The organism is Bradyrhizobium sp., assembly GCF_049586575.1.
Lineage (GTDB): Bacteria > Pseudomonadota > Alphaproteobacteria > Rhizobiales > Xanthobacteraceae > Bradyrhizobium.
In genome coordinates, this window is record NZ_JBAVCF010000366.1 from 1 (window position 1) to 11811 (window position 11811).

The following is an 11811-nucleotide window of genomic DNA, read 5'->3' on the forward strand; positions in this document are numbered from 1 at the left end:
CTCCGGACCTGCTTCGCCACCGGCAGCCTCGCCCGAAAGTCCTTCGGTCTCCTCGGTCTCCACTTCGGATTCAGCTTCCGCGTCGAGCAGCTCGTCCTCGTCAAACGCCTCTTCCACGATCGAAGGCGAGGCCGCAGCCTGAGCCACCAGAAGCGCCTTCGCGGCCTCCAGCGTATGGACCTGTTCACCGCGATCGATCACGAAGGACTGCTGCCCGCTCACGGTCGGATCGGCGATGACGGCGAGCGTGACCTTGAAGGAGTTTTCAAGGTCGCGCAGATGGCCGCGCTTGTGGTTGAGAACATAGAGCGCAACGTCGGTCCGGGTACGTACCACCAGATTGTGGGTCGCGCCCTTCATCAAGACTTCCTCAAGTCCGCGCAGCAGCTGCAGCGCGACCGAGGAGACCGAACGGACGTGTCCGCTGCCGCCGCATTGCGAGCAGGGTTCGGTGGAGCTTTCAAGCACACTGGCGCGGATGCGCTGGCGCGACATTTCGAGCAAGCCGAAATGCGAGATGCGGCCGACCTGAATTCGCGCGCGGTCCTGGCGCAGGCAGTCGGAGAGCTTGCGTTCCACCGAGCGGTTGTTGCGCTTCTCGTCCATGTCGATGAAGTCGATCACGATCAGCCCGGCAAGATCGCGCAACCTGAGTTGCCGCGCGACTTCCTCCGCCGCTTCGAGATTGGTCTTGAGCGCGGTGTCCTCGATATGGTGCTCTCGCGTCGAGCGGCCGGAGTTGACGTCGATCGAGACCAGCGCCTCGGTCTGGTTGATGACGATGTATCCGCCCGATCGCAACTGCACGGTCGGCGAGAACATCGCGTCCAGCTGGCTTTCCACGCCCATGCGCGAGAACAGCGGCTGGCCGTCGCGATATTGTTTCACCGCGCGTACGTTGGAGGGCATCAGCATCTTCATGAAGTCGCGCGCTTCATGATAACCGGCTTCGCCCGCAACCAGAATCTCGTCGATTTCCTTGTTGTAGAGATCGCGCAGCGAGCGCTTGATCAGCGAGCCTTCTTCATAGACCAGCGTCGGCGCCTGCGACTTCAGCGTCATGTCGCGTACCGTCTCCCACATCCGGATCAGGTATTCGAAGTCGCGCTTGATTTCCGGCTTGGTGCGGGAAGCGCCGGCGGTGCGCAGGATGATGCCCATGCCTTCGGGCACGTCGAGATCCTGGACCACTTCCTTCAGCCGCGAACGGTCCTGTGCGGACGTGATCTTGCGGCTGATGCCGCCGCCGCGCGCGGTATTCGGCATCAAGACCGCGTAGCGGCCGGCCAGCGAAAGATAAGTGGTCAGCGCCGCGCCCTTGCTGCCGCGCTCTTCCTTGACGACCTGCACCAGCATGACCTGGCGGCGCTTGATGACTTCCTGGATCTTGTACTGGCGGCGCGGGCGGAAGGCCCGCTCCGGCACTTCCTCCAGCACGTCGTCGCCGCCGACGGATTCGACAAGCTCTTCCTCGGCCTCGTCGCCTTCGTCATCCTCGTGAGACTCTTCGCCATCGGCCGTCGCATCCGCTTCGTCGGATGAGGCGGCTTGGGCTTCGCTGGCATATCCGGCATGAGCGGCGTTCTGGGCCGCCACCTCGTCCGGGCCGGCCTGGGCATCGTTATGGTCTTCGTGCGCGTCTTCCCCGTGTGCGTCTTCCTCCGGAGCCTCGCGCAGCGCACCCGAAATATCGGCAATGGCTTCTACGGGCTCGGCTGCCGGTGCTGGCGCTTCGGTGACGTGGGCTGAATCATGCTGATCGCCCTCGGCATGCGCGTCATGATCATGATGATCATGTTCGTGATCGTGCGAATGCTCGTGGTCGTCATGGTCATGATGATGCGCCGCTTCATCATGATGCGCGCTATCATGGACGTCGTGGACATGGTCATCGTGGTGTTCTTCGGCGTGAGCGTGAGCCTCTTGCGGCTCAGCCGACATATCCGGGCTTGTATTCTCCACGACCTCGCTTTGGATCCGTTCGCCATGGCCACGCCGGCGCGAGTTGCGGTGGCGCGAGCGGCGGCGGCTGGAGCGATTTTCGGATTCTTCTTCCGCTTCGCGGTGGGCGCGCTCGTCGGCTTCGATCAGCGCCTGACGATCGGCGACCGGGATCTGGTAATAGTCGGGATGAATTTCGCTGAAGGCCAGGAAGCCATGGCGGTTGCCGCCATATTCGATGAAGGCCGCTTGCAGCGACGGTTCGACCCGCGTGACCTTGGCGAGATAAATATTGCCGCGCAGTTGCTTGCGTTGCGCGGTCTCGAAATCAAACTCTTCGACGCGGTTGCCGCGGACCACAACGACCCGGGTCTCCTCCGGGTGGGTGGCATCGATAAGCATCTTGTTGGGCATTTTGGAACTCTTGACGGCGACGGGCGCGCAGGGCGGCGCGCGCAAATCGCACGGCCGGGTGACGCGACGGTCCACCTGATTCGGGGGTGAGGGGAAGGCCGAAACGCAAGCTGGAGCGCCTTGCCGAACATGTTTCCCGGGACGGACAACGGCGTGCGTGGCTTGCGCCCCGCATCGGCGGTATTTGTCCCTGGAGTTCCGGCAACAACACAGTCTGGCGCATTAAGCGTCGGCCCGTCTGAGTAATTTGGTGCGGCAAAGAAGCCGCGTCTCGGTCGCTGAAGGCCTGGCGTGGTGCCTAAGCGCACGCCGCAATCGCATATCGGGCCATGGGGCCCGATAACCGGCTAGGTCGAATCTCATACCGTCCCTGGAACAAGCTGGTGACCTGGGAGCGGACCCCGCTCGGGCTTGAAACCGCCGCTTCTGTCAGCCGCGCGCTGCGCTGGCTGCGGAGGGGCCGGAAAGACGCTGAAATCTCCTGCTTTGGAGGTTCCTGCGCTGCACCGAGAGGTTGAACGCGACACAACCGTAAATTTGGCCGTCAGCATCATTTACATACGTGGATTGAGCGTCCCTTGCAAGGGAAGCATCGATCAGATGTCCCGGTTCCTACATTCGTATTGAGAGCTCACCGAGATACCGGTACGACTGTTTAATCCGCCGCACCTAGGCAACACTGGCTTCTTTTCTGCGAGTAAGCTTTAAGGTGCGATTAACCCTGCGGTCCTATTGCGGTAAAAGAGCCGCTCGGAGGCACGGATTCGTTGGCGGGCCGCGCAAATCACGTTGTATTGCTGGGTTTCGCGTTGTTGTGCGCCGCAGCATATCCATGCCCGCCGCTAAGCAGTGCCGCCGCGACCGAGAGCCAGGCGCCGCAAACCACCGTTTCCAATCGATTCCCCGTCCCCGTCGCTTCCGATGCTCGCTTGGCGGGCGACGGCAAGCAGACTCGTTTCATTCTCGACCTCGACCAGACGATCTCGGTCCGCGCTTTTCCCTTGGCCGACCCTTATCGCGTCGTGCTCGATATTCCGCAGGTCAGTTTTCATCTCCCGCAGGGAGTTGGAACTGCGGGACGGGGACTGATCAAGGCCTTCCGGTATGGCCTCGTGATGCCGGGCGGTTCGCGGATCGTCTTTGACCTCACAGGCCCCGCCAAGATTGCCAACGTTTCGATGCTTGAGGCTGCCAATGGCCAACCGCCGCGGCTCGTACTCGAACTGGAGGAGGTTGACCGCACGACCTTCGTTCAGCAACTGGCTCCCGAGAATCGTCCTGAACTAAGGCCCGCGATCGCGGCTGCCCGCGAGCCGTCGCTTCCGGTATCGACCGTGCCGGCAAAGCAGGACGAGCCTGCCGTGCCGCCGTCGCCTCCCGATCATCGTCCCGTCATCGTCATCGATGCCGGTCATGGCGGCCCCGACAATGGGACGCAATGGAATGGCGCGAGTGAAAAGACACTGGTTCTGGCTTTTGCGCTGGCGCTGCGCGACCGCATCGAAAAAAGCGGCAAATACCGCGTCGTCATGACACGTACCGATGACACGTTCATTCCGCTCGACGACCGCGTCAAGATCGCGCGCAGCCAATCAGCTTCCCTGTTTGTGTCTATCCACGCCGATGCACTGCCGCGCCGCGAGGGGGATGCCCAGGGCGCGACGATCTATACATTGTCCGACCGAGCGTCCGACGCCGAAGCCGAAAGGCTGGCCGAAGCGGAGAACAAGGCCGATGCCATCGGCGGCGTCAACCTGACGGAGGAGCCGACCGAGGTCGCCGACATCCTCATCGACCTCGCGCAGCGCGAAACCCGAACCTTCTCCAACCGTTTTGCGCACCTGCTGATGACGGAGATGAAAACGACAACGAGGATGCACAAGAACCCGCTCAAGTCGGCGGGATTCCGGGTGCTCAAAGCGCCCGATGTACCGTCGGTTCTTGTCGAGCTTGGCTATGTCTCCAACAAGGACGACCTTGAGCACCTCGTGTCCGATAGTTGGCGAGCCCGTACCGTCGGCTCGGTGGCGCATGCTATCGACGCGTTCTTTGCCAAGCGGCTGGCAACGGCCGGGGACGGGAACTAAAGCTGAGGTAAACCGCAGCACGTGCGAATTTGAAGTTCCTATCAGTGTTGCGGTAAGTTGCCGCGACACCCTGCGAACTGTCGGAATCGGAGCTCTGGTGGAGGGGCGAAGCCCTAGTTTGGCCACAGCGACCGCTCTATAAACCGGCGCAAGACCTATGGAATCCCCGCAAATCGTCTCGCGGCGGCGTATAATGGACGATATCCGGCGTCGGCCTCTGAGCAGTCCGTAGCGGAAGAAATCTCGAAGGCGCCGGCTATGTCGGCGCGGGGACTGAACGGAATTTATATCATGCGCTTGCTGGTGCGGTTCTTGGGTTTCTTGTTCGCCGCGGGAACCGTCGTGTTCCTCGTGGGCGTGGCCGCCGTCGCAGGGCTGATCTGGCACTTCTCGAAGGATTTGCCCGACTATTCCCAGCTTCAGGACTACGAGCCGCCGGTAATGACTCGCGTTCACGCGGCTGACGGCGCGTTGCTCGGCGAATATTCCAAGGAACGCCGCCTCTATCTGCCTATTCAGGCAGTGCCCAAGCTCGTCATCAACTCCTTCCTCGCCGCTGAGGACAAGAATTTCTACGAGCATGGCGGCATCGATTATTCCGGCATGGCGCGCGCGGCTATTCTTTACGCGCAGAATTTTGGTTCGAACCGCCGGCCGCAGGGCGCCTCCACCATCACCCAGCAGGTCGCCAAGAACTTTCTCTTGACCAATGAGGTCTCCTTCACCCGCAAGATCAAGGAAGCCTTGCTGGCGATGCGGATCGAGCGGACCTACTCGAAGGACAAGATTCTCGAACTCTATCTCAACGAAATCTATCTCGGGCTTGGCGCCTATGGCATTGCCGCGGCCTCGCTCGTCTATTTCGACAAATCCGTCAATGAACTCACAGTCGCCGAGGCCGCCTATCTCGCCGCGCTGCCCAAGGCGCCAGCCGCGCTGCATCCGGTACGTAACCACGAGCGCGCGATCGAACGGCGCAACTACGTGATCGATCGCCTGCTGGAAAACGGCTGGATCAAGCAGGCCGATGCCGACAAGGCCCGCAAGGATCCGTTGATCGTCACCAACCGCGCCAACGCCGCGCATATCTTCGCCGGCGAATATTTCGCCGAGGAAGTTCGCCGGGACATTTTCGAGCGTTACGGCGAGAAGAAGCTTTACGAAGGCGGCCTGTCGGTTCACGCCACGCTCGATCCGAAAATTCAGGTGATGGCGCGCAAGACCATGGCCGCCGGCATCGTCAATTACGACGAGGCCCAGGGCTGGCGGGGCGCTTCCAGCAAGCTCGATATTTCCGGCGATTGGGGCGTCAAACTCGCCGACGTCAAATCGCTGTCGGATATATCGCCGTGGCGGATGGCGGTGGTGCTGGAGACCAGCGACCAGTCGGCCCGGATCGGTTTCCAGCCCGGCCACGAACTCGGCGGGGCCGTGAGCAAGGAACGGCAGACCGGCATCATTACACTCGATGGCGTCCGGTGGGCCAAGGCCACGGCGGGCCCGACAAAAGGCAGGACGCCGACGTCGGTATCGCAGGTGCTGTCGCCTGGCGACGTGATCTATGCCGATCCGCTGTTCAAGGATGGCAACGCGGTCGAAGGTCAATACCGCCTGCGCCAGCTGCCGGAGGTGTCCGGTGCGATGGTGGTGATGGATCCGTGGACGGGGCGGGTGCTCGCGATGGTCGGCGGCTTCTCGTTCGACCAGAGTCAGTTCAACCGTGCGACCCAGGCCTATCGGCAGCCAGGTTCTTCGTTCAAACCGATCGTGTATTCGGCGGCGCTCGACAACGGCTATACGCCGTCGACCCAGGTGGTCGATGCGCCGATCGAAATCGATCAGGGGCAGGGTGCCGGGGTCTGGCGGCCGGAGAATTTCTCGTCGGGCAAGTATAACGGTCCGACGACCCTGCGTAACGCGCTGCGTCTATCGCTCAACACGGTCACCGTGCGTCTTGCCCAGGATATCGGCATGCCGCTGATCGGCGAATATGCGAGACGTTTTGGTGTCTATGACGAATTGCCGAACTATCTCTCCTATGCGCTCGGCGCCGGCGAAACCACCGTGATGCGAATGGTTACGGCCTACTCGATGATCGCCAATGGCGGCCGTCGCGTGAAGCCGACCTTGATCGACCGCATCCAGGACCGTTACGGCCACACCATCTTCAAGCACGACACGCGCGAATGCCGCGGCTGTGACGCGCCGGAGGGCTGGAAGAACCAGCCGGAGCCGCAACTGATCGACCACCGCGAGCAGGTGCTGGATTCGATGACCGCTTATCAGATGACCTCGATGTTGGAGGGCGTGGTGCAAGGCGGCACGGCGATCGCCGTCAAGGAGGTCGGCAAGCCGATCGCCGGCAAGACGGGTACCACGAACGAGGCAAAGGACGCCTGGTTCATCGGCTTCTCGCCGGACATCGTGGTTGGCATCTATCTCGGTTACGACAAGCCGCGCCCGCTCGGCAGAGGCGCCGCCGCGACCGGCGGTCATCTGGCCGCGCCAATCGCGCGCGACTTCCTCAAGCTTGCGCTCGCCGACAAGCCGGCAATTCCCTTCAAGGTCCCGGCCGGGATCAAGCTGATCCGCGTCGATGCCAAGAGTGGCATGCGCGCCAGCCCCGGTGACACCGGCCGGACCATCCTTGAAGCCTTCAAGCCGGGTACCGCGCCGCCGGATAATTACTACGCCGCCATTGGCATCGGTGATCCCGACGGTCGTCAGCAGCCGCCCCCCGAAGCCGATCGAAGCTTGTTCCGTCCCGGCACCGGCGGCCTATATTAGATACTGTATTAAATAGAGCGTGATTGCGCTTTGCGACTTCCGCCGCTACATCGGGCGGAAGTCGTGTCACGTCTTCCCACAGATCAGAGAAATTCATGCGCGCCGAAGTCGAACGCCTCGTCGAAGAGATCAAGCAGTCAGTCGGGCTGCTGAGGAGGCATCTTTGACGTCGAACAATCCACCGCGCGGCTGGCGGAGCTGAATAAGCTCGCCGAAGACCCCAATCTCTGGAACGATCCACAGAAGGCACAGAAGCTGATGCAGGAGCGCACCTCGCTGGAGGATGCGTTGTCCGGCATCGGCAAGGTTGAACGCGAACTTGAAGACAATATCGGCATGATCGAGCTCGGCGAAGCCGAGAACGATGCGGGCGTCGTGACGGAGGCCGAAGCTGCGCTGAAGGTTCTCAAGAAAGAAGTCGCTCGCCGCGAACTGGAAGCGCTGCTCTCGGGCGAGGCCGATCGCTTCGATTCCTATCTGGAAGTGCATGCCGGGGCCGGCGGCACCGAGAGCCAGGATTGGGCCTCGATGCTGCTGCGGATGTACACCCGATGGGCCGAAAAACACGGTTTCAAGATTGAGTATCTGGAAGAGCAGCAAGGCGAAGAGGCCGGGATCAAGTCGGCCACCATCCAGATCAGCGGACATAACGCCTACGGCTGGTTGAAGACCGAGGCTGGCGTGCATCGCCTGGTGCGGATATCGCCGTTCGACTCCAACGCGCGGCGGCACACCTCGTTTTCCTCGGTGCAAATCTTTCCTGTGATCGACGACAGCATCAAGATCGACATCAAGGAATCCGACGTGCGTACCGACACCATGCGCTCCGGCGGAGCGGGCGGTCAGCACGTCAACAAGACCGAGTCCGCCGTACGACTCACGCATATTCCGACCGGCGTCGCGGTGGTCTGTCAGGCCGGACGGTCGCAGCACAAGAACCGCGCGCAGGCGTGGGACATGCTGCGCGCGCGGCTATACGAAATCGAGTTGAAGAAGCGCGAGGAGCAGGCCGCCGCCGATCAGGCCGCCAAGACCGACATCGGCTGGGGCCACCAGATTCGTTCCTACGTCCTGCAGCCCTATCAGATGGTCAAGGATCTTCGCACCGGTGTGCAGACCTCGGACACGTCGGGGGTGCTCGACGGCGACCTCGACGAATTCATGGCGGCGACGCTGGCACAGCGCGCATTTGGCACAGCCACTGACGCCGTTGAGGATGTCGAATAATTTTCGATTTTCAGCCGGCGCTGAGCCGTACACCCGCGCGCAGGAATTTCTGCGGGTCGACGGCCTCGCCATCGATCCTGGTTTCATAGTGCAGATGCGGTCCGGTCGAGCGGCCGGTTGAACCCACCGCGCCGATCACCTGACCGATCTTGACGACATCGCCCACCTTCACGTTGATCTCGGAGAGATGCCCGTAACGGGTCGACAGGCCGTTGCCGTGGTCGATCTCGACCATCCGGCCATATCCGCCGGCCCAACCCGCCGATGCTACCTTTCCATTCGCGGTGGCGCGCACGGGATCGCCGGCCGAGGCGCGGAAGTCGAGCCCGGTATGCATCGCTGGGCGGCCGAGGAAGGGGTCGGTGCGGATTCCGAATCCGGAAGTGAACTCGACCTCGCCGACTACGGGCTTTCGATAGGGCACCAGCGCCAGCGTTCGGTTGAGGCGCTCGACCTGGGCGCGGCTGATGTGGATGCGATAAAGCTGGCGATCGAAGGCGCTGGCGTCGGCTGAAAGCTTTACCGGCACGTAGGGCCCGCCCATGCCTGCCCGAGGCGTTGCAGCTTCGAGCTGTCCGATGTCTAGACCGAGGTCGGTGAAGACGCCACGCATGCGTCGCGCGCGCGATTCAAGACTGTCTTCAAGTGAGGCAAGGGATGCACGCTGCCGTCGATCAACCTGGTCGAGAGAATTTTGTAAGCGCACGATCACATTGTCGACGCCCTCGATCTTGGCTGCCTTGGTTGCCGGCGCATTGACGAGGATCGGCGCGCGGGATTCCAGGCGTGCCTCGCGATCGGGCGGCGCGACGAACACAGCAGTATCGCTGATCGGGGAGGGTTTCGGGACGCCCGCGGCTGCCGGCTCGATCGCGGCAGCGCCGCGCGACGGAGCCCTGACCGATCCCGTGATGTCGGGGATGGCGCCGATGGCGCTCGCGCGCGATTCAAGCGCGGTCTGCCGGCGCATGATTTGATCGAGCTTCTGGTCGAATTGTTCCTGATCCAGCAATTGCCGGCTGGTGGCACGATCGACCTTGGCGCGAAGTTCGGCGATCCGGTCTTCGTAGGCGTACTGCATGTCCGCCTGTCGCGCGATCAGCCGGGTTAGGACATCGTCGCGAAACGCGAAATAGGTAGCGGTGGCCGCTGACCACATTCCAAGCGCCGTGACCGTGCCTACCACGATCCAGAAGGCGACCGGTCCGAAGCGGACCTGCTTGCCGGCATGGACCAGCGTGTAGCCGTTCTCGTCAGGCTTGGCGGCGGATGATCTGATCGGCTGGCGGGCGATGTGCCGGCCCGGTTCATGCGGCTGGCGGTACGCGGACTGATGACCGGAACGATGCGACATCGACACTCCCGTGCCGGTCGGAGGGGAGTTCCGTACGGCGCAAATTGCGAGTGAGATTTGACCCGGTCATGGTTAATTTTTCGCGAATGACGGCTCTCTCGGCTCAAACCGACCGAGCCGCGGCGAGCACCTCGTCGGCGTGTCCGTCGACCCTGACGTTCCGCCAGATCTTGATGATTCGGCCGTCCGCTCCAATCAGAACCGTGCTGCGAAGCACGCCTTCGAACTTCCTGCCATACATGGATTTTTCGCCCCAGGCGCCGTAGGCCTCAAGCATTTCGTGCTTTTCATCCGACGCAAGAGGAACCGAAAGCTGGTGTTTGTTGCGGAAGGCTTCTTGCGCCTTGAGCGGATCGCCCGACACCCCGACGACGGCAGTTCCCGCCGCGGTGAAGCTGTCCGAGAGCCGTGTGAAGTCGATCGCCTCTTTGGTGCAGCCGGGTGTGTCGGCGCGCGGGTAGAAAAACAATACGAGTTTCCGGCCGGAATAATCCTTGAGTGAAACCGTGGTTCCCCCGTCGCGAGGCAGCTGGAAGGCGGGCGCTTTCGCGCCTTCGGCGGGCGCGTATCCCGCCTTCCGATTCGACTGGGCGGCGGTCGAAGTCTTTGAGAGGTTGGGCGGAAGCCTGCCTGCGCTGCTCTTTTTTGCGCCCTTGCTTGATTTGGCTGCCGGTGACTGTCCCGTTTTCAAAGCTGGCCGCTTGGCCGGCGCCTTGGCGGCGGTCTTTTTCCGGGCGGCGACCGTACCGGATTTCTTACGCGTTTTCTTGGACATACGCCTTCCTTTCGTCGCTTTCCGCGGATCAATCATTGAGGTATTGGATCAGGTCGGTTACCGGGCAGGTCAGTTTGGCCTCTTCGGATTATGCTCAAAAGGATTTTGACGCGCCACCCGTCCGCCTGCGTGGCTTTTTGCCGGGATGACGAGCGGAGGCCGCCGCTCTGCTTGCGATAGGGGTAGTTGCTTTCGCAAATGCGGGAATCGAAGGGACTATTTGCAAATATGGGTTTTAGTGGAGTTCGGAATTTGAGATTCGCTTGGGAGCCTCGGGAAAATGGGTAGCGGATATCAAATCGGATCCACTGGATGAGGAGGGGAGCAATGCTGGCGCGGGAAGCCGCCGTTGTCCATCCTGGTCCATCATCGGCGCCGGCAACGAGAGGCAATGGCAAGACATAAGCCGACCCAGGATCCCAGCCTGTCCGCTGATGCCCGGCACCACCAATGGGACGGTGCCGATTGGCACGCGGAAGAGCACGATGAGGCCGCCGGACGCAGGGCGCGCCGGCTGTTGTCGCGACCCAATGCCCGCTTTTACGCGCTCGGCGATCGCCTGGGATCAGTAAGGCGCTATCTCGCCGGCGAACGCTGGTTCTGGCGGCTCACGATTGTCGTCCTCTCCTTGTTTGTGATTTTTGCCGGCTGCTTCGCCGGCCTGTGGTGGCGGCTGGGCGCCGGGCCAATCAACCTCGACATAGCGACGCCGTGGCTGGCCGCTGCGATCGAGGACAATATCGGCCACGGCAACACTGTCGAGGTCGGCGGCACGCAGATCGAGCGGGCGGGTCGAATCCGGATTGCGGTGCGTATCCGCGACATCATCGTGCGAGATCGCGATCACGCGGTCGTTGCGAGCGCGCCGAAGGCCGAGGTGCGACTTTCGGGCATGGCGCTGTTGATGGGGCGGCTGCGTGCCGAAAGCCTGAACCTGGTGGATGCCGAACTCAGCGTGCGCATCACCCCCGACGGCTATGTCACCGTGTCGACCGGCGACAATGCGCGGCCGCTCGCCACCGGCGTCGCCTCAAAAAAGGAAGCGGGGTTGCCGCCGACGTTTCCGCGTCCGGCCGCGCCGAACGGATCGGCTTCGCCTCAGCCAAGCCAGCCTGCCGCTGCCCCGCCGGCCGCCGACAGTGCACAGGCGGGACTGCTTGCAGGCCTCGACTGGCTCGACAGCCTGAGTCTGACCGGGCTTGACGGGCAGAATCTCAACGAGATCG

The 11811-nt window shown here is 62.3% G+C and carries 6 protein-coding genes and 1 pseudogene; 4 read left to right on the forward strand and 3 right to left on the reverse strand.

What is annotated here, in order from left to right; genetic code table 11:
- Positions 1-2355 (reverse strand): Rne/Rng family ribonuclease (locus WB528_RS14140; RefSeq protein ID WP_423889036.1); only part of this gene is annotated, 2355 nt, incomplete at its 3' end.
- 767 nt (positions 2356-3122) lie between these two features.
- On the opposite strand from WB528_RS14140, the gene WB528_RS14145 reads away from it, so the two are divergent.
- The 3 genes from WB528_RS14145 (at position 3123) to prfB (ending at position 8456) form a co-directional block, all read left to right on the forward strand.
- Entirely contained in the window at positions 3123-4442 is a 1320-nt protein-coding gene (locus WB528_RS14145) for an N-acetylmuramoyl-L-alanine amidase (RefSeq protein WP_423889037.1), read from the forward strand.
- 291 nt (positions 4443-4733) lie between these two features.
- On the forward strand, positions 4734-7229 hold the full coding sequence (locus WB528_RS14150) for a penicillin-binding protein 1A (protein ID WP_423889038.1): 2496 nt from the start codon (positions 4734-4736) through the stop codon (positions 7227-7229).
- Between the two features lie 95 nt (positions 7230-7324).
- Positions 7325-8456, forward strand: a protein-coding gene (gene prfB / locus WB528_RS14155; RefSeq protein ID WP_423889039.1) for a peptide chain release factor 2 whose coding sequence is annotated in 2 segments (ribosomal slippage) — positions 7325-7393 and positions 7395-8456 — 1131 coding nt in all. Because the reading frame shifts where the segments join, the coding sequence is not laid out codon by codon here.
- Positions 8457-8466: 10 nt separating this feature from the next.
- On the opposite strand, the gene WB528_RS14160 is transcribed toward prfB, so the two are convergent.
- Positions 8467-9810: a M23 family metallopeptidase gene (locus WB528_RS14160; RefSeq protein WP_423889040.1), complete on the reverse strand. Its 1344-nt coding sequence runs from the start codon at positions 9808-9810 to the stop codon at positions 8467-8469.
- Between the two features lie 103 nt (positions 9811-9913).
- Complete coding sequence (locus WB528_RS14165) at positions 9914-10585, reverse strand: peroxiredoxin (RefSeq protein ID WP_423889041.1); 672 nt, start codon at positions 10583-10585, stop codon at positions 9914-9916.
- A gap of 391 nt (positions 10586-10976) precedes the next feature.
- Here WB528_RS14165 and WB528_RS14170 point away from each other — a divergent pair.
- A pseudogene (locus WB528_RS14170) lies at positions 10977-11811 on the forward strand (hypothetical protein); the annotation flags it as partial.

Coding starts and splice junctions, on each gene's coding strand:
- WB528_RS14165 (WP_423889041.1), bottom strand. CDS start 10,585: ATGTCCAAGAAAACGCGTAAGAAATCCGGTACGGTCGCCGCCCGGAAA.
- WB528_RS14160 (WP_423889040.1), bottom strand. CDS start 9,810: ATGTCGCATCGTTCCGGTCATCAGTCCGCGTACCGCCAGCCGCATGAA.
- WB528_RS14150 (WP_423889038.1), top strand. CDS start 4,734: ATGCGCTTGCTGGTGCGGTTCTTGGGTTTCTTGTTCGCCGCGGGAACC.